The sequence below is a fragment of the Rhodospirillales bacterium genome (genome assembly GCA_018666775.1).
In the GTDB taxonomy this organism is placed as follows: Bacteria; Pseudomonadota; Alphaproteobacteria; order SMXQ01; family SMXQ01; genus JABIXC01.
Genome location: JABIXC010000017.1, coordinates 41,689 through 60,115, shown reverse-complemented (window position 1 = coordinate 60,115; position 18,427 = coordinate 41,689). Strand labels below are relative to the sequence as shown.

18 protein-coding genes are annotated in these 18,427 nt (G+C 52.0%); 15 read left to right on the top strand and 3 right to left on the bottom strand.

The features are described from left to right. The first annotated feature begins 114 nt into the window (after nucleotides 1–114). The 6 genes from parE (at nucleotide 115) to HOJ08_08265 (ending at nucleotide 7,174) form a co-directional block, all read left to right on the top strand. Nucleotides 115–2,127, top strand: coding sequence for a DNA topoisomerase IV subunit B (parE, locus tag HOJ08_08290; GenBank protein ID MBT5673433.1), 2,013 nt, complete (start codon nucleotides 115–117; stop codon nucleotides 2,125–2,127). 129 nt (nucleotides 2,128–2,256) lie between these two features. Further along, on the top strand, nucleotides 2,257–2,844 hold the full coding sequence (locus tag HOJ08_08285) for a hypothetical protein (GenBank protein MBT5673432.1): 588 nt from the start codon (nucleotides 2,257–2,259) through the stop codon (nucleotides 2,842–2,844). Between the two features lie 146 nt (nucleotides 2,845–2,990). Further along, on the top strand, nucleotides 2,991–4,574 hold the full coding sequence (locus HOJ08_08280; protein MBT5673431.1) for a DEAD/DEAH box helicase: 1,584 nt from the start codon (nucleotides 2,991–2,993) through the stop codon (nucleotides 4,572–4,574). A gap of 86 nt (nucleotides 4,575–4,660) precedes the next feature. Further along, nucleotides 4,661–5,434 (top strand): 3-oxoacyl-ACP reductase FabG, encoded by a 774-nt coding sequence (locus HOJ08_08275; GenBank protein MBT5673430.1) that lies wholly within the window; start codon nucleotides 4,661–4,663, stop codon nucleotides 5,432–5,434. A 16-nt stretch (nucleotides 5,435–5,450) separates the two neighbouring features. Beyond that, on the top strand, nucleotides 5,451–6,305 hold the full coding sequence (locus tag HOJ08_08270; protein MBT5673429.1) for a TauD/TfdA family dioxygenase: 855 nt from the start codon (nucleotides 5,451–5,453) through the stop codon (nucleotides 6,303–6,305). A 17-nt stretch (nucleotides 6,306–6,322) separates the two neighbouring features. Then, nucleotides 6,323–7,174 (top strand): TauD/TfdA family dioxygenase, encoded by an 852-nt coding sequence (locus HOJ08_08265; protein ID MBT5673428.1) that lies wholly within the window; start codon nucleotides 6,323–6,325, stop codon nucleotides 7,172–7,174. 82 nt (nucleotides 7,175–7,256) lie between these two features. Here HOJ08_08265 and HOJ08_08260 read toward each other — a convergent pair whose 3' ends face one another. Continuing rightward, nucleotides 7,257–8,333, bottom strand: a complete 1,077-nt coding sequence (locus HOJ08_08260; protein ID MBT5673427.1) for a hypothetical protein — start codon at nucleotides 8,331–8,333, stop codon at nucleotides 7,257–7,259. Between the two features lie 140 nt (nucleotides 8,334–8,473). Here HOJ08_08260 and HOJ08_08255 point away from each other — a divergent pair, with 140 nt between their 5' ends. Further along, a complete protein-coding gene (locus HOJ08_08255; GenBank protein MBT5673426.1) occupies nucleotides 8,474–8,992 on the top strand; it encodes a peroxidase in 519 nt (172 codons plus the stop codon). 54 nt (nucleotides 8,993–9,046) lie between these two features. Here HOJ08_08255 and HOJ08_08250 read toward each other — a convergent pair whose 3' ends face one another. Next, entirely contained in the window at nucleotides 9,047–10,351 is a 1,305-nt protein-coding gene (locus HOJ08_08250) for a hypothetical protein (protein MBT5673425.1), read from the bottom strand. Between the two features lie 161 nt (nucleotides 10,352–10,512). Between HOJ08_08250 and HOJ08_08245 the strand changes: the two genes are divergently transcribed. Next, nucleotides 10,513–11,061: a peroxidase gene (locus HOJ08_08245; protein MBT5673424.1), complete on the top strand. Its 549-nt coding sequence runs from the start codon at nucleotides 10,513–10,515 to the stop codon at nucleotides 11,059–11,061. On the opposite strand, the gene HOJ08_08240 is transcribed toward HOJ08_08245, so the two are convergent. After that, nucleotides 11,058–11,429 carry a hypothetical protein gene (locus HOJ08_08240; GenBank protein ID MBT5673423.1) on the bottom strand — a complete coding sequence of 124 codons (372 nt, stop codon included), beginning with the start codon at nucleotides 11,427–11,429 and terminating at the stop codon, nucleotides 11,058–11,060. The genes HOJ08_08245 and HOJ08_08240 overlap by 4 nt on opposite strands. Nucleotides 11,430–11,549: 120 nt before the next feature. Between HOJ08_08240 and HOJ08_08235 the strand changes: the two genes are divergently transcribed. The 7 genes from HOJ08_08235 (at nucleotide 11,550) to sufB (ending at nucleotide 18,423) form a co-directional block, all read left to right on the top strand. Then, nucleotides 11,550–12,815: a VOC family protein gene (locus HOJ08_08235; protein MBT5673422.1), complete on the top strand. Its 1,266-nt coding sequence runs from the start codon at nucleotides 11,550–11,552 to the stop codon at nucleotides 12,813–12,815. Nucleotides 12,816–12,866: 51 nt separating this feature from the next. Then, complete coding sequence (locus tag HOJ08_08230; protein MBT5673421.1) at nucleotides 12,867–13,808, top strand: fumarylacetoacetate hydrolase family protein; 942 nt, start codon at nucleotides 12,867–12,869, stop codon at nucleotides 13,806–13,808. 15 nt (nucleotides 13,809–13,823) lie between these two features. After that, nucleotides 13,824–14,837: a zinc-binding dehydrogenase gene (locus HOJ08_08225; GenBank protein MBT5673420.1), complete on the top strand. Its 1,014-nt coding sequence runs from the start codon at nucleotides 13,824–13,826 to the stop codon at nucleotides 14,835–14,837. A gap of 29 nt (nucleotides 14,838–14,866) precedes the next feature. After that, complete coding sequence (locus tag HOJ08_08220) at nucleotides 14,867–15,667, top strand: SDR family oxidoreductase (protein ID MBT5673419.1); 801 nt, start codon at nucleotides 14,867–14,869, stop codon at nucleotides 15,665–15,667. An 8-nt stretch (nucleotides 15,668–15,675) separates the two neighbouring features. Continuing rightward, nucleotides 15,676–16,353: a dienelactone hydrolase family protein gene (locus tag HOJ08_08215; protein ID MBT5673418.1), complete on the top strand. Its 678-nt coding sequence runs from the start codon at nucleotides 15,676–15,678 to the stop codon at nucleotides 16,351–16,353. 151 nt (nucleotides 16,354–16,504) lie between these two features. Continuing rightward, complete coding sequence (locus HOJ08_08210) at nucleotides 16,505–16,951, top strand: SUF system Fe-S cluster assembly regulator (protein MBT5673417.1); 447 nt, start codon at nucleotides 16,505–16,507, stop codon at nucleotides 16,949–16,951. Further along, entirely contained in the window at nucleotides 16,948–18,423 is a 1,476-nt protein-coding gene (gene sufB, locus HOJ08_08205) for a Fe-S cluster assembly protein SufB (GenBank protein MBT5673416.1), read from the top strand. Before HOJ08_08210 ends, sufB begins: the two co-directional genes overlap by 4 nt. Nucleotides 18,424–18,427 lie beyond the last annotated feature (4 nt).

Here is an 18,427-nt window from a genome sequence, read left to right as displayed (position 1 = left end):
TAAAAACCACCATATATTGCGGTATTAGAGATAAAAAGCACTGGATGATGCTTGCGCGCTGCAATCTGCCCCCCTATACCTATATTTCTTAAACATGCGTAATGGATCAAAACCTTGGCCAAAAAACCCACGAAAACCAGCAAAGCCACAAAGCCGGAACTTTTTGACGCCCCAAAAAAAAAGAAAAGCACTTATTCCGCAAAAGACATTGAGGTTCTGGAAGGTCTGGAACCGGTACGCCGCCGGCCCGGCATGTACATTGGTGGCACGGACATTACCGCCCTGCATCATCTGGGAGCTGAAATCCTTGATAATTCCATGGATGAAGTGGTGGCCAATGAAGCCAGCCGCATTGACCTGATTTTAGAGCCTGGAAACTGGTTGACTGTACGCGACAATGGTCGGGGCATCCCTGTTGATCCCCACCCAAAATTCAAAAATAAATCCGCGCTGGAAGTCATTCTCACCACACTCCATTCCGGTGGCAAATTTTCTTCTGATGCCTATGAAACCTCTGGCGGCCTGCACGGGGTTGGGCTTTCGGTGGTCAACGCATTGGCCGATGAACTGGAAGTTGAAGTTGCCCGTGAACGCAAGCTTTGGAAACAGGACTATTCACGCGGCGCGCCGGTAACAAAGCTTAAATCCACAGGCGCTGCACAAAATCGACGGGGCACAAGCATTCGGTTTCACCCGGACGCGGAAATCTTTGGCCCCGATGTCTGCTTTGAACCCGCACGCCTGTACCGTATGGCGCGGGCCAAGGCACATCTTTATCGTGGCGTTGAAATTCACTGGCAGGTCGCACCTGAACTGATCGGCAAGAACGATAAAACGCCAGAAAAAGCGGTTCTTCATTTTCCGGGTGGGTTGCTGGATTTCGTCACCGAAGCCCTTGGCGATCGAAACAGCCTGACTCAGGCGCCTTTTTTTGGAGAATCTCGACTGGCGAATGGCCAGGGTGAAGAAGGTCGGGTTGAATGGGCGCTGACATGGCCCGTCGACGGGGAAGGCCATATCGATTCCTATTGTAACACCGTGCCTACATCCCAAGGCGGCAGCCACGAAAGTGGGCTGCGCGCAGGGCTTGGCCGGGCCATCAAGGCCTATGGCGAATTGTCTGGCAACCGCAAGGCATCCCAGGTCACCTCTGATGACATTATGGATGGTGCATTGGGGGCCATTTCGGTCTTTGTCCGCGACCCCCAGTTTCAGGGCCAGACCAAGGAAAAACTGTCGAACCCCAATGTCCAGCGCATGGTGGACGCCTCTATCAAAGATCATTTTGATCACTGGCTATCAGGCGACCCCATCACTGCCGACCGGTTGCTTCAGGCATTGATCGAAAAAGCAGACGAACGCCTGGCCAACCGCCGCGCCAGAGAGCAAAAACGAAAGAGCGCCACCCGCAAGCTTCGATTGCCCGGAAAGCTTTCCGATTGCAGTGCGGCCACATCAGATGGCACTGAAATATTTCTGGTCGAAGGGGATTCGGCCGGTGGATCGGCCAAGCAGGCCCGCAATCGTCGCACCCAGGCGGTCCTGCCGCTTCGGGGTAAAATTCTAAACGTCGCGACGGCCACAATCGAAAAGATGCATGCCAATCTGGAAATCCGCGACCTGATCTTGGCTTTGGGCTCAGAATCAGGCACCCGGTTTGATCTTTCAAAGCTGCGGTATGAAAGGGTCATCATCATGACCGACGCCGATGTTGATGGGGCCCATATTGCATCGCTGCTGATTACATTTTTCTACCGTGAAATGCCTGAATTGATCACATCAGGGCATTTGTATCTGGCTGTCCCGCCACTGTATCGCCTAAGCCAGGGTGGGACCGTGATCTATGCCAGAGACGATCCCCACAAAGATGCCCTGATGAAATCCACCTTCAAAGGGCGAGGCAAAGTGGAGATCAGCCGTTTTAAAGGCTTGGGGGAAATGCCCCCGATGCAGCTTAAGGAAACCACCATGGCACCAGAAGGGCGCGTCTTGCTCAGGGTTACCATTCCTGACGGCGAAGCCAAAGCCACCGCCCAACGGGTCGAGAGCCTGATGGGACGCAAACCGGAATTACGGCTGCAATTCATTCAGGAACATGCCGGTGATGCGGCCAAGCTGGATATTTAAACATCGAGTTTGTTTGGGCACACCCACGGTGTCTTCACAAAATTTTGATAAAAATTCTGTATCCAACCTTTCATTATAAGCGATAATAACCCTGTTTATGCGCAGCCGTGCGCTAGGAGTTTCATAGACATGCAAACAAAGCTCTTAATCGCTGGAATTTTATCCCTGTTTCTCGGTGCATGCAGCGGTGACAGCATTCGCATTATCGATGCCGAATTCGACACCGCCTATGACTACATGAATTTCAGCAACTATCTGGCTGGCAAGGACACCACTGTTCAAATCCATGGCAATCCATTTGCGATGAATAAGGCTGCCTTTGCTCAGGCCCTGACACAGCATATGCAAGGGGCCAATGAGGGCATGCCCACCAATTTCACCACCACCCCCAAATATAGCGATGCCCAAACAACAGGCAGGGAATTCAGGGTCATTGTCGCCTTTAATGCCAATCCCAAGCCATCGACATTGTGCACGGCCAAGAAAATCAGGGCTAAAAAATCTGCCAAGAAACCTGATGACGTGTTAACGGTTCACTTGGCATGGTGCTTTGAAAACGATGCGCATTCGGCCATTACAGCAGAAACCAGCATGCCAGAATCCGCACAAGACCCCCGGTTTCGGGCCCTGATCCGCCAATCGGTACAGGATTTATTTCCCCAGGGCCATGATTATGTCCTGACACAGGATCATGGCGGCCCGAAAACGAATGATTAGCCTTTCCCCACACAAATCGGGTTTTTTGTCTTAATCCTTTCAAGTTGGGCTCCAATTGACTATGTTGGCGCCAAATATTGGCCACCAAAGCAGTGGCAACAATATATTTTCCATTTTTTTATATTTTTGAAAGCTGAAATAATCATATGACATTTGACCTATTGGGTCTTTCTGATGGAGTCCTTCGGGCCGTCACCGACGCCGGTTATGAAACACCGACCCCCATCCAGGAACAGGCCATCCCCTATGTATTAATGGGGCGCGATATTCTGGGCTGTGCCCAGACCGGCACCGGAAAAACCGCCTCCTTTACCCTTCCCATGATCGACATCTTATCTCAGGGCAGAGCCCGGGCACGGATGCCCCGCTCCCTCATTCTGACGCCAACCCGGGAACTCGCCGCACAGATTGCTGAAAACTTTACGATCTATGGCAAGTACTCGAAACTTTCCATGGCGCTTTTGATCGGCGGCGAATCTTTTGGTCCACAGGTGGCAAAGCTGGATCGGGGCGTTGATGTCCTGATCGCAACACCTGGGCGCCTGATTGACCATTTTGAACGCGGACGCATTCTGTTGACCGATGCCAAAATTTTGGTCATCGATGAAGCTGACCGCATGCTGGATATGGGGTTCATTCCTGATGTCGAACGCATTGCGAGCTTCCTGCCCAAGATCAAGCAAACCCTGTTCTTCTCAGCCACCTTCCCAAAAGAAGTAAAGCGGCTGGCTGACAAGTTTTTGATGAATCCAAAAGAAATTACCATTACCCCAAAAACATCCGCAGCGGAAACCGTTGAACATTTTTTAATCTCGGCACCGGGAAAAGACACCGGAAAACAAGCAGCCCTTCGCGATCTTCTCAAAAAGGAACCCGTGACAAACGCGCTGATTTTCTGCAATCGCAAACGCGATGTGGATGCCGTCGCAAAATACCTAAAGAGCGCCGGTTTTTCCGCATGCCCACTCCATGGCGATATGGCACAGGCTTCGCGAACAGAAACGCTCGAAAATTTCAAATCCGGAAAGATTACCTATATGGTAGCAACAGACGTTGCCGGGCGCGGCATCGATATTGCCGGGCTTAGCCATGTTTTCAATTACGATGTCCCCTTCCACGCCGAAGATTATATCCACCGCATTGGCCGTACCGGTCGCGCCGGAGCCAAAGGCCGCGCCGTCATGTTGGTAACGGGTGAGGACAAAAAATACATTGATGCGATTCAAAAACTGATTGGCAAGCAAATCCCCCAATACAGCCAAAAAAAGACACCGCCCGCAGTTGCAGCCGAAAGCAACACGGAAACGACCGCTGCACCTGAAGCTGATTCCAAAACGGACCCCACACAAACAGCAGCCAAGCCAGAGGGTCAAGCGAAACGCCGCCGTCCAAGGCGAGGGCGTTCCCGCAATACATCTGGTGCCAGCAATACATCGGGTGCCAGTAATGGTGTCCAAGCGAGTGCCCAAGCGAATGCCCAAACCACATCGGGTGCCAGCGGCAACACTGTCCAAAACCAGCCGGTCACCACAAGTTCTGCTGCCCAAACCACATCAAAAGATACCAAGCCTGCGGCCCGGACTGAAACTGCACGCCCTTCGCGCAGCCAAAACCCGAAACCAGCGCCAAAAGCAGATAATGCCCGCTCCCAAAACCCCAATTCCCAACAAACGGTTGGTCTTGGCGAACATATGCCCGCTTTTCTGGCCCGGGGATCAGACAAAAAATAAGGCTCACGTGATTGTTCCAGACGCTGTGGCGGGGCATAATGGGCCTCATGGGCCTTTTGTCCGCTGCGTTTTGTTAGGAGCATTCAATGGCAGAGAATATCTTTGATCTTACAAACCGGGTCATCATCGTCACCGGTGGTGGCCATGCCATTGGCCGGGTCTATTGCGAACATCTGGCCAAATCAGGGGCCAAGGTGGTGATTGCAGAAATCGATGGCCCTGCAGGGGTTGAGACGGCTGAGGCCATCGCCAATGATGGCGGCACCGCATTGGCAATTGAAACCGATGTCACCGATGAAGCAGCTGTTAAAAACATGGTTGCCGAAACCATCGGTGCCTATGGCCAAATCGACGGCATCATCAACAATGCAGCCTATCTTCAGAAACTGACCCGAAAGCCTTTTTTCGAAATCGATGTCGATGAATGGGACAAGGTCATGGCCGTGAATTTGCGGGGGCTGTTTTTGTGCTGCCGCGAGGTGTATCCCCAAATGAAATCCCAGGGACGCGGGCGTATCGTCAACATTTCATCCGGCCGCGCGCTTTATGGTGGCCCAGATCGCCTGCATTACACCACATCAAAGCTGGGGGTCGTTGGCTTTACCCGTGCCCTTGCCCGCGAGGTCGGCCCCGTTGGCATCACGGTCAATACCGTGGCACCCGGGTTCACCATGTCGCAAACCCAGATCGAACTTTCAGATCCGGCCTATATCAAAGCCAAAGAATCCGAAAATCGGGCGATCCCCCGTTTGGAGGTCCCCGAAGACCTGATCGGTGCTGTTTCATTTTTGCTGTCAGACGCTGCGGCCTATATTACCGGCCAACTGCTCAATGTCGACGGCGGCCACACCATGCACTAAGGCGAGATCAGCGATCATGACCATCACCGTTACCCCCATATCCCCGGCACTGGGCGCTGAAATCAGCGGCATCAATATTGCCGCTGGCATCGATGATGATGATTTTGCTGGCATCCTTGCTGCCTGGCATCAATTTGGGCTTTTGGTATTGCGCGATCAAAATATCACCGAAGACCAACAAGTCGCTTTCGGGGCACGGTTCGGGGAATTGGCCCCGTGGTCCCGTTTTGCCGACAAAAATGATGAGCCTGAGGATAACTCGAACCCCTATATCATGCTGATTTCCAACCTGAAGGAAAATGGCGAATACATTGGCAGTCTGGCGGAAGGGGAAATCGAATTTCATTCCGACGGCATCTATATTGAAAAGCCATTGGCAGCCACGATGTTATACGCCGTGCAACCAACCCTCCATGGCGGCGAAACCGCCTTTGCCAACATGTACAAGGCCTATGAAACCCTGCCCCGTGTGATCAAGGCCCAAGTGCTGGGCAAACAAGCCCTTCATGCATTTACCTATAACAGCGCTGTGACGACGGATAATAAAACCCGCAAGAACAACTGGGATGATGTTGCCCATTTCATCCATCCCATGGTCCGCACCCATCCTGTCACGGGACGCCGGGCGCTGTATATTAATCGTCTGATGACCCAGGAAATTGTTGGCATGGAGAGGCACGAAAGCGATGAATTGCTGGCGCTTCTCTATGACCATATGGAACGTACCGATTTTATTTACAAACACAGCTGGCGCAAAGGCGATGTCCTGATCTGGGACAACCGTTGCTTGACCCATGCCCGATGTGATTTCCCCAAAGCGGAAACCCGCATCATGAAGCGCCTGACCATTCAGGGCGAACGCCCGGCATAGAACAGAAAGCAATGAACATGAGCGTAACCGTTACCCCCTTAACCCAGAATATTGGCGCCGAAATCAGCGGCATCGATTTGTCACAAGAACTCGATGATAAAACCAGAGCGGTCATCCTTCAGGCATGGCTGGATCACGGGATCATCGTTTTTCATGATCAGGTTTTAAGCGAACACGACCAGGTTGAGGTTTCAAAAATTTTCGGCGATCTGCACCAACGTCCCAGACCGGCCGACATGCGCAACGAATCAAAGCGTGAAGACGCTGATCCCTATGATGGCTACACCATGTTGGTGTCCAACATTCGTGAAAACGGCAAACCCATTGGATCGCTCCCTGATGGGGAAATGGAATTTCATGCCGACATGTCTTATGTGGAAACCCCGGCACGTGCGACCGTGTTATATGGGGTAGAGGTGCCCAAAAAAGGCGGTGACACCCTGTTTGCATCGACCACTGCCGCCTATGATGCCCTTGATGATGACACCAAGGCGCTTTTATCGGGGCGCAAGGCCTTGCAAGGCTTTCTTCATGGCACCACGCTTCGGGAAAACAACACAACGCACCTAAGCCACGCCCACCCTGCGGTCATGGTGATCCCCGAAACCGGGGGCAAGTCCCTTTACATCAGCCAATTAATGACCTTCGCCATTGAAGGTCTGGATAAGGCAGAGTCTGCTGCCTTGCTGGAACGTTTGTTCAAACACATCGAACAACCCCAATTTCGCTATAGCCATCAATGGCAGCCAAATGATCTGATCATTTGGGATAACCGCACCACGGTTCATGCGCGAACAGATTTTGACCCCAATGAACGAAGACTGTTGCGCCGTTTTGTCACCATCGGTGAACAGCCAATTCCTGCATAAAAAAATCCCAAAAAAAAGGCCCATATTAAAAAGGGCGGTGCAACCGCACCGCCCTTTTCATTTAGAGATAACCGAATGCCGGTTATTTTTTCTTCTTTCTCTTATGCTTTTTCTTGTCGCGATCCAATGCATAAAAGACGGATTTCACGACTTTCTTTGGTGATGCCCAGGCTTCTTTAAGATAGGCATTAACCTGCTTGTAGGTCCGGGGCTTGATCGTCAGACGGCTTTTCTTGCCATCTTTCAGGAACTTTTTGTCCTGCATCGTATCCCAGAAAGCTTTGCGCATTGCTGCGACGCGGTCCGGGGCAACCCCTGGTGGCAAGGTAAAGGGACGACCCATGACCTGCCAGCCAAAGACCAGATTAAAGGCCTGTTTGGTTGCCTTGTTCTTGGCATATTCAAACACGGTTGGGATGTTGGGGAAATCAGCATGGCGTTTTTTGGCTTCCTGAACCAACATAACGACCTTGCCTTCCTTCAACCAGGTTGGGCGAACATTGCGGATCGATGAGATAAAGTAACCGCATAAGCCCTGCACTTCACCACGTTCCATGGCAAGAATAATGCCCTTGGAGCCTTTATAGCCAGTGATGACCTTAAAGTTGGTGCCAATAAAGGCATTCATCGTCTTCGGCCATGCTGCCGTGGAAGACCCACCGGAAGATGCACCAAGGATCATCCGCTTGCCGCCCTTTTTCATGACATCCTTCAGGGTTTTAAAGCCCGTGGTATGCCAGGCATAACAAGCACTGGAAGATTCTGTCATAGACCCGAGCCAATTAAACTTGAGCGGATCAAAGCGGGTCTTGCGACCCCCGATCAATGCATCCATGGCAACACCACCGGCGAACATGCCAAAGATGCGGCCATTTTTCTTGGCAACATTGTACAGATAATTTGCAGCTTTCAGGCTGCCGGCACCACCCATGTTTTTAACAATGGTCCTGGGCTTGCCAGGAATGTGGTTCCCAATATGGCGTGCAAGAAGACGCGTATAAGCGTCATAACCGCCACCGGGGTTGTAGCCGACGATCACATCGACCGACTTGCCTTTATAAACTTTAGCCACGCCTGCAGCGCTGGCATCATTACTTGCTCCGGAACCCAAAAGCGCCAAAGCGCCCAGTCCGGCGAGAAGAACACTCGCTTTCATCATAGTCTCCCTGTTTATTGGCGGGTTAATTAAACCCCTTCCCACCTCCCATATATCGGGGTTGGGGGTATAATGGCTCGATTTTACGGACAGACGCAACCTTGTATAATCAGATAACGCCGCAACAACAGGAGCATGGCAGAATGCCTTATTTCCCATCCCTTCCCGAAGATGCCGGAGTCCGCAAAATGTGGGACACGTTTAACAAAAAGGCCCATGAAGGCCTGACCATCTTTTCGCGCGCTTTTATGCGCAGAGAAGGCAAATTAACCCCCGCAGACAAGGAAATGATCGCCGCCTACACCAGCGAACTAAACGCATCAGATTACTGTTTTGCGGGCCATTCCCGGGCAGCAGTAAAATTGGGGGTCGATCGGGCCGTGTTTGAACCCCTGCTCGATGACATCGACACCGCCCCGGTGCGCGATGAATTAAAGCCCTTGTTGCGTTTCATCAAGAAACTGACCCTGAGCCCGAACCAGATCACCCAAACCGATGCCGACATGGTTTTTGCTGCCGGATGGGATGAACAATCGTTCCACGATGCCATCTTGGTCTGTGCCCGGTTTTCCATGATGAACCGCCTGACCCTTGGCCACGGCTTAATCGCAAACGAAGCAGAAGCAGAAACCCGCGCGCTTAATATGTCTTATGACAAATAAAAACACCCCTGTGGTTTCCCACAGAGGTGTTTTTATTAAACGACGTTTTCGTGTTTACGACTTGCAGTTGGCCGAATAGGCAAGTCCGCCTTTGCCGTAATATGAAATGGTGCAAACCATTCCAGGCTTCATGCTTTTAACCTTGGCTTTCTTGCCATTGATCTTCAGCTTTTTGCCCAATTTCTTTTCACGCGCTTTGAACTTCCAGGTCTGGCCTGATTTATCCTTAAAGGTCAGCTTCATCTTACGACCCTTGCCTTTAACTTTGACAAGCTTCAGGCCCTTGGTCTTTTTCTTCTTGGCCTTGGACAAACGACCGGAACGCATTTCTGCATAAATGGTCTTGCCCCGGTCCAGGGTCTTTGCAGGCAGGCCGTAGAACTTGTTCAGCAAGACCATGACTTGTTTATTGTCCATGGCGGAAACTTCCAAACCAGCAATTTCAATCGCCTTTTTGAAGTCTTCCTGCTTGACCATCTTGTTAAAGGCGGCTTGCAACGCTTTGCCGCGTTCTGCGTGGGTTCCCGGAGGTGCCGCAAAGGGCCGACCCAATTCCTGATAACCAAAAATCATTTCAAGAACATCGCGGTCGTCCTTGGTCTTGGCCAGGTCAAGCGGTGTCGGCACATGGGGAAGGTCCGGATGCTTGGCAATAGACACATGGATCAGAACATTGATGAATTTATCCTTGAGCCATTTTTTCTTGCGGCTCTTTATTTGGGACCACGACCATGAACCAATGCCATGAACCTCGCCCCGTTCCATGGCCAACGTGCTTTCACCCGTGGAACCATAGCCAACCACAACTTTAAAACGGGTGCCGAGAACATGATTCATAATCTGGGGATATGCCCCCCCGCCAGAGCGTGGCGATGTGGCCCCAATGATCACTTCACGTTCCATGGCATCTTGGATTGTTTTGATGCCGCGACCAGCGCGGACAAAGGTCACCGCACGTTCGCGGTTATAACTGCCCAGCCAAGTGAATTTACGCGGATCAAACTTTACGCCCTTGCCACCCAGCAAATGCTCACGCACGGCGGCAGGATGGAAATGACCAATGGCCGCACCATTTTTAGGGGCCTTCTGGGCCAGCCAGTTTAACGAACGCATAGAACCACCACCGGGCATGTTCTGGACAATTGTCTTTGGGGTGCCTGGAATATATTTGCCAATATGGCGACCAACGACACGGCCACCACGATCAAACCCACCACCGGGCGAATAGCCGACGATAACCTTGAGCCGTGTTTTTTTGTAAAAATCGCTGATTGCGTCTGCCGATGCAGACTGACCGGAAAGGCCGCCGACAATCGCCAAGCTTACAATAGACAAGAGTATAGAATGTGATTTACGCATAAAGCTCCCCTGTTCAAATATATTGTTTTTGGAATGTTTATTGCCGAACAGTCTGCTATTTTTCATCCCCCATGGCAACCAGAACGCCCAGAATTCGCAATTGGCCTTGCCATAGGGCTGCAAATCACGGATTTATAGGAAAAATTCAAGGAGCCCAGAGCATGCCATTTTTCAAATCCCTGTCCGAAAATGCCAATGTTGGTGAAGTTTTTGGCCTGAAGCCCGATGCAAGGCGCGCTCAAGGGGAAATGGGCCGCATTATTATGCGGGGCGATTCACCGCTGAGCGCGGCTGAGCGCGAAACCATTGCTGCCTATGTCAGCCACCTTAATAAATGCGAGTATTGCTATGGGGGGCATTCCGAAGTGGCAAAGAAGCTGGGCGCCGATGATGCCCTGTTTGATAATTTCTGCGACGATGCAGAAAGCCTGCTGGTCGATGATAAATTTAAGGCAATCCTGCGCTTTACCAAAATCCTGACCCTGACCCCGAACCAAATCACCGATGGGGATGCCCAAGCCGTTTTCGATGCTGGCTGGGAGGAACAGGCCCTTCACGATGCCATTTTGGTGATTTGCCGGTTCAGTTTCATGAACCGACTGACGCTCGGCCACGGGCTGAACCCTGACCCTGAAAAGTTCAAGGATCGCGCCGCTGGCATGGCCTATAATTCCGAACGCCACGGGGCTCCAGAAGAGCCAAAATCCTAAAGCACGTCAAATTCGCCTGCCTTTATCCGTAATGTCTGGGTAACCGAGCCTTCGGCCCATTGCCAAGGCGTTGGGCTGTGGCTGCGCAGGCCATGTTTGCGATACGGCTCCTCTGCGGCAATCATATCGGCCTCAGCCATTGTGCCCGCTCGCAGGATCATCATCCCTGCCCCATGGCGCGAACCATCGCTGTCCATAAAGGGTCCTGCGGCCAAAAGAATGCCCCGGGCCTCTAAATCCCCAAGATAGGCAAAATGCTGATACCTGATTTCTTCGACGCTTAAATCGGTTTTTGGGGCCGGATCAACAACATTCATCCAGAAAACGTAATATTGGGGGCGATTATCGCGCTTTTTTGGGGTGCTCATAGTTTATTTCCCTGTGTCTATTTCCCTGTGTCTCTTTTACATGTGGATTTTTGGTATATTATAGAACGTGAACCCCACGCCAAAAGTGGGGCAAAAAAAAATACGTGGGGGGAAAATAGCATGAACGACGCAGATTTTGACGATTTCTACGCACCCCCCACCGGTGATGGCGGTTTCGCTGTTGGCGGTGTCAAGCTGGCGCGCCCCTTTCGCATTTCAAGGCTGGGCCATTTTGGCTTCAATTCCGATGATGTGGAAACCGCCGTCAAATTCTATACCCAGTTTTTAGGGTTCGACATCACCGACATCCTTGATGCCGGCCACCGATTAACCGATGAACAGCGCAAATTGGTCAAAGGCCCCCCCATTGGCGTCTTTACCCGGTACGGTTCAGACCACCATGCCATGGTTTTGTTCAACCGGGATTTACGCGAAGTATCCGACCCGCCCGGGCGCTGGCCGAAGGGGGTCACCACCAACCAGATCACCTGGCAATGCGGCAGCCTTGGCCAGATCAATGATGCTATCAAATGGTTTGCCAACAAAAAGGTGCCGACCGTGCGTTCCGGGCGCGACATGCCCGGGTCCAACTGGCACACCTACATCACTGACCCCGATGGCAATGTGAACGAATTGTATTACGGGATTGAACAAGTCGGTTGGGATGGTCATTCAAAGCCCGTAGAGATGCGGGATCGGGTTTTTCGCGAAGCACCCACCCTGCCCCAAATTTCAGAATATACAGAAACCACCGAGGCCATGGCCAAAGGCGTCAAGGTTATGGATGGGTATCGCCACAAAAGCGCCGACAAGCCCGATGCTGTTTTTGATGTTGATGGTGTAAAAATCGCGCGACCTTTCAAGGTCATCCACATGGGGCCGGTGCGGTTGTTTTTAAAAGACGTCGATGCTGGCGTGCGGTTTTATACAGATACCTTGGGCTTTTCTCTCACAGAAGAAGTGACCTTTAAGGGGCACCGTTGCGCCTTCTTGCGCTGCAACACCGAACACCATGCGGTTGCCCTTTACCCCATTGAATTGCGCAAAGAATTGGGCCTGTCTGAACACACCAACAATTTCAGCATTGGCATGCAAGTCTGCAATTATCGACAACTTCGCAACGCCCGCGAATTCCTGAAGGAAAAGGGCTGTGACGTTTTTGAACTGCCCCACGAACTGTTCCCAGGCATGGATTATAATTTCTTTGTTCGTGACCCCGATGGCCATGCGGTCCAACTTTATGATTACATCGAACAGATCGGCTGGAACGCCACCCCAAGGCCCCTATCCCAACGGCGCAAAATAAAATCCGGGGTTTGGCCAGATTCGCTAGATCAAGCAACAGATAGTTATATGGGTGAGCCATTTCTGGGACCCATTTCCTGACAATCCACATTCTTTTTTCAATCAACGACCATTACCCAAAAAGGAGAAATCATGAGCACGCTTTATCATTTGTTGAACACCGAAGGTGCAAACGGAAAACCCAACGCCGGAATTGCTATCAATGACAAGGTCATCGACCTTTCCAAGGTTGGCAATGCACCGGTGGATATTTCATCCACGCTCATGCTGCTCGAAGAATGGGACAAATCTAACGCCTGGCTTTCAACGCTTGCCGATGAATGTGCCAACGGTGGCCACGGGGATGCGACAAGCAATCTCTCTGATGTGAAATTGCTGGCACCTCTGCTTTACCCCAGCACAATTTTTTGCATGGCATCCAATTATGCCGCCCACACCAAAGAAATGGGCAACACCGGGGTCATGCCTGATAAATCCATCAATGCACCGGTGCTGTTCCAGAAAACCCCGCGCCAAACGGTTGTTGGCGATGGCAGTGTCATTCATCTGCCACGCACATCGACCGCCATTGATTGGGAATCTGAAGTGGCTGTTGTGATTGGCAAACCCTGTTATGGCGTATCCAAAGAAGACGCCTTTGATTATGTCGCGGGCTATACCGTCATGAATGACATGTCAGTGCGCGGCCCAAAAGCCAGCAAGGACAACACCCCACAAGAAGATGCCTTCCGCCGCGATCGTTTCCGGCGCAAAAACTGGGATGGTTCTGCACCCATGGGGCCGTGGATCACACCGAAAGAACACATCAAAGACATCTACGACCAATCCATCGAACTGTGGCTCAATGGCGAACAGATGCAAAATGGCAATTCCGGTGAAATGTGGTGGCGGATCGAAGAACAGATCGCATATTTAAGCGAACATCTGACACTGGCACCGGGTGATGTTATTTCCACTGGCACCCCCGCAGGCGTTGGCAAAGGCCGTGGCCTTTATCTTAAATCCGGCGACAAAATCGTCACCACCATCGGCGACCTGGGCACCATCAGCACCAGTTTCACAGACCCCAAATAGAGGCCAGGCAGTAATATGAAAGCAGCAATTTTTCACGAGTTCGGCCCACCAGAAGTCCTGAAATACGAAACCGTGCCCGACCCCACCCCGGGGCCGGGACAGGTCATCGTCAAGGTCCACGCCACCACCGTTAACCGGGTGCTTAATTGTGCGGTTCGTGCCGGCAAGCAGATGCAGCGCGATCCCATTTTGCCCGGCATTCTGGGCGTTGATCCATCGGGCGAAGTCGTCGGGCTGGGCAAACCAGCAGAGGGCATCAAAATGCCCAAAATTGGCGATCATGTTTCCGTGCTATCGCGCGCCGGTCCGGGAGAAGACGGCATGCTGGGGGTTCGTCGTTGGGGCGGGGATGCAGAATTGGTCCTTGCCCATGCCGATGCCTGTATGCCGATTTCAAAAAATCTGGACTACCACGAAGCATCCGTTGTCATTCGCCATTGTCCCACAGCATTCCACCTGATGTTCACCAAGGGAAAACTACAAAAAGACGAATGGGTTTTGATCATGGGCTGTTCCGGGGGGCTCGGCAGTGTTGGCGTCCAAATTGCCAAGATGACCGGTGCCAAAGTCATTGGTGCTGCGGGGTCCGCTGACCGGGCACAAATCGGCCTCGATCTTGGGGCTGATTTCGTCGTCAATTACGGCGAAGAAGACCTGACCGAAGCCGTGATGGAAATCACCAAAGGCCACGGGGTTGATCTTGTCTATGACAATATCTCCAGCCCCAAAACCTGGCCCAAGGCATTTGCCGCGATTGCCCATGGTGGGCGGCTGGTCACGGCGGGTGCTCATGGTGGGCCCGTTGTCGAGCTTGATTGTTTCAAACTTTATGATTCAAAAATAACCATCATAGGCTCTGCCGGGTCAACCCGCGAAAACGTGGAAGATGCGCTGAAAGCCGCTGGAGAAGGCAAAATCAAGGTCAACATCCACAAGGTCTTTCCGTTAAGCCAGATCGCTGATGCCCATCGTTTGATCGAGTCGGGATCAGTTCCGGGCAAGGTTATTCTGGACCCTACTTTGGGATAAAAAATATTACGTGTTAGGGAGCAGCCAAAATGGCAGAAGAATTTTCAGCAAAGGGTCTATTTGATCTGACCGGCAGAACCATCATCGTCACCGGTGGGGCTGTGGGCATCGGCAAGGTTTATTCAAAAGCATTGGGCGAAGTTGGTGCCAATGTGGTGATCGCCGATGTCGCAGCAGAAGAAGGCGAACGGCTGACCCAGATTATCAACCAGGCGGGTGGCAGTTCGGTTTTCATTGAAACCGACGTGTCTGATTTCAAGGCCTGTCAGGCCATGGCAAAGACAGCCGTGGATAATTTTGGGGCCATTCACGGGCTGATTAACAATGGTGCCCTGTATGCCTGCATTCCCAAACGCAAGGACTGGACCACCATCCCCGAAGATGAATGGGATCATTTGATGGCGGTCAACCTGAAGGGCATCTTTAACTGCTGCAAGGCAGTCCATGACACCATGGTGGCACAGGCCTATGGCAAGATCGTCAATATTTCATCCTCAACCTGGCTGACCGGGACTACCGGGCGGTTGCATTACACCACGTCCAAAGCCGGCGTGGTCGGGTTCACCCGGTCCATTTCCCATGATCTTGGCCCCGAAGGCATCTGCGTCAATGCGGTCTGTCCGGGGTTGACCAAAAGTGAAACCATCGGTGCCATCATGCCGGAATCCCATTGGAAAGCCCGGGAAGAAAAAATGAAAGGCTCCGCCGCCATCCCCCGCCTGCAAATGCCCGAAGATCTGGTTGGCACAGTTTTGTTCCTGCTGGCATCTGCCAGTGATTACGTCACCGGACAGACCATCGCCTGTGAGGGCGGGTCCAACCACCTGTAGGTAAGCGCATGGGAGAATGGATCGACATCACGGCAAGTGACGGCTTCACATGTTCTGCATGGATGGCCATGCCCAAAACCACGCCCAAAGGCGGGCTGGTGATTGCTCAGGAAATGTATGGGGTTAATTCCTATCTACAAGCCGTAACAGAAATGTATGCCGATCATGGCTATTGCGCCATTGCCCCGCGCCTGTATGACCGCGCGGACCCGGGTAGATTGGTCATCGAATATGATGATGAAGGTAACCGCCGGGCCAAGGAACTCTATCGAAATTATGATTGGTCAAAGGCATTGATGGATTTAGAGGCCGCCCGCGATGCGGTCTCACACACCGGCAAGGTTGGGATCATTGGCTTTTGCTTTGGCGGATCACTGGCATGGATGGCAGCGGGTGATAGTGAATTCGCCTGTGCGGTTTCCTATTACGGGGGTGAAATTAACCGCTACCTTGATTTGGAAGCCAAATGCCCCATTGAAATTCATGTCGGCGCACTGGATACCGCGCTTAGCCCCGAAAAAATTGCCATTTTCAGGGCCAGACATCCAGAAATCCCCTTCCATATTTATCCCGGTGCCGTGCACGGCTTTGACAATGAAAAACGCGGTCCCCGCCATCACCCTGAGGCCACCAAAGCCGCCCGCAAAATCGCTTTGGCCTTTCTGGATGATCATATCCCGGCATAGAAAAACACTAAGGCACTGTTTAATAACAAAAAAGGTCAATAAACCTGACAAACGGGGTTGACTTTATTGCCTGAATATCCGATTTCTAATTCATACTGATCTGGTCGCCTTTAAAGCGGCTGGAATCTTGGGATTTAGACCGGGAAAAACCATGATTAAGCTATCCAGGCTCGCCGATTACGCCGTTGTCCTGCTCACCCAGATGGGCGATGACCCAAAGCATGTGTTTAACGCACTCGACCTGTCTGCGCGCACGGCGCTTCCCATGCCCACGGTCAGCAAAATTCTGGCAACGCTCGCCCGCAATGATGTTTTAAAAAGCGTGCGTGGGGCCAAGGGTGGCTACAGGCTTGCCGCAACGCCCGATCAAATTTCCGTCGCCGATATCATTGCTGCCATTGATGGCCCCATTGCCCTGACCCAATGCGTCGATGACAGCACCGAAGATTGCACCGTTCAAACCTTATGCCCAACGCGTGCCGGGTGGCACAAAATCAACGATGCCATCCATCATGCGCTGGATCAGGTATCCCTTGCAGAATTGACCACCCCAGCACCCATGTTGCAGGAAAAATCAGTCTCAGGAGGCAAACAATGAGCGCCCCTGATGACACACAAGATCAAGACATGGATGCCGTGCGCGCCGTGACCGACGGCGAATACAAATATGGGTTTGTCACCGATCTGGAACAGGATTTTGCACCAAAGGGATTGAACGAAGACATCGTCCGTTTCATTTCGGCAAAAAAAGATGAGCCCGAATGGCTTTTGGAATGGCGCCTGAAGGCCTTTGCGCATTGGAAGACGCTGGCCAATCACGAACCGACCTGGGCCAATGTGTCTTATCCCGAAATCGATTTTCAGGACCTTTATTATTACGCCGCACCCAAATCAAACAAGGATGGGCCCAAAAGCCTGGACGAGGTTGATCCGAAATTATTGGAAACCTATGAAAAACTGGGCATCCCCTTGCAAGAACGCGCAGCCCTTGCGGGCATTGCCGTGGATGCCGTGTTTGATTCTATATCTGTTGCGACCACATTTAAGGGAAAACTTGCGGAACTGGGCATTATCTTTTGCCCGATGTCCGAAGCCGTGCGCGAACACCCGGATTTGGTGAAGCGTTATCTTGGTGCCGTTGTGCCCCAAAATGATAATTTTTATGCCTGCCTGAATTCGGCGGTGTTTTCCGAAGGCTCCTTTGTCTACATCCCAAAAGGGGTGCACTGCCCCATGGATCTTTCCACCTATTTTCGGATCAATGCCGCCCAGACCGGCCAGTTTGAACGCACCCTGATCATCGCCGATGAAGGCAGTTCCGTCAGCTACCTAGAAGGCTGCACCGCGCCCATGCGCGACGAAAACCAGTTGCACGCCGCCGTGGTGGAACTGGTGGCACTGAAAGATGCCGACATAAAATATTCCACCGTTCAAAATTGGTATCCGGGTGACGCCAATGGCAAAGGTGGCATTTACAATTTCGTCACCAAACGCGGGGCATGCCGCGGAAAGAATGCAAAAATTTCATGGACCCAGGTTGAAACCGGATCGGCCATCACCTGGAAATACCCATCTGTTTTGTTGGAAGCAGAAGGTGCTGTGGGTGAATTTTATTCCGTCGCCATTACCAACAACATGCAACAAGCCGACACCGGGACCAAAATGATCCACCTTGCCCCCAACACACGCTCTACCATTATTTCCAAGGGCATCTCAGCCGGGAAATCGCAAAACACATATCGGGGCCTCGTGCGGATCAACCCAAAGGCTGAGAATGCGCGGAACTACACCCAGTGCGACACGTTGTTGATTGGCGATGCCTGTGGTGGACACACCGTGCCCTATATCGAGGTGCGCAACCAGTCAGCGCGTGTTGAACACGAAGCAACCGCATCAAAAATTTCCGATGACCAGTTGTTTTATTGCCAAAGCCGTGGCCTTGGCACCGAAGACGCCGTGTCGTTGATCGTCAATGGTTTTTGCAAGGAAGTCATGCAAAAGCTGCCTATGGAATTCGCAGTCGAGGCGCAAAAGCTCCTTGGCGTCAGTTTAGAAGGAAGTGTTGGCTAATGTC